Below are 426 nucleotides of genomic sequence, written 5' to 3' on the forward strand. Positions count from 1 at the left end.
GTCGAGACGTAGAGATGGTTTTCGGTGCGGCCGCGGGTGAGCGCGACGTAGAGCTGTTGGCGTGAGAGGCGGTCGGAGCCGACAATGTGGCAGGTTCCTTCGGTGTCGCGGCCGCCGGCGGTCATGCCTTGGGCGGCGTTGATGGTGCTGGCGTATCCCAGCGTGGTGTAGGTGGTGACGTAGCGGGCGGGGAGGCGCACGGGGGTGGCCGGACCGCGCAGGGGGACGACGGTGATCGAGCCGTCGTCGTGCACGGTGCGGATGATCCAGCGGTGGCCGTTTTTGACCCAGGCGCCGTGGGTGGTGGTGCGTAGCCAGCGGGCGTTTTTGCGGGTGGCGACCCAGTCGCCGGCAGAGGCGGTTAGCCCGTCGGCGAGGGTGACGGTGGCCGCCGAGTGGGGATCGTGGTGGTTGCTGGCCGGGTAG

1 protein-coding gene is annotated in these 426 nt (G+C 69.7%); it reads right to left on the reverse strand.

The features are described 5' to 3' along the window. Positions 1-426, reverse strand: a 426-nt coding sequence (locus BST44_RS29275) for a C-terminal helicase domain-containing protein (RefSeq protein WP_142274750.1), incomplete at both ends; no start/stop codon positions are given.

This window comes from Mycobacterium scrofulaceum (genome assembly GCF_002086735.1).
Lineage (GTDB): Bacteria > Actinomycetota > Actinomycetes > Mycobacteriales > Mycobacteriaceae > Mycobacterium > Mycobacterium scrofulaceum.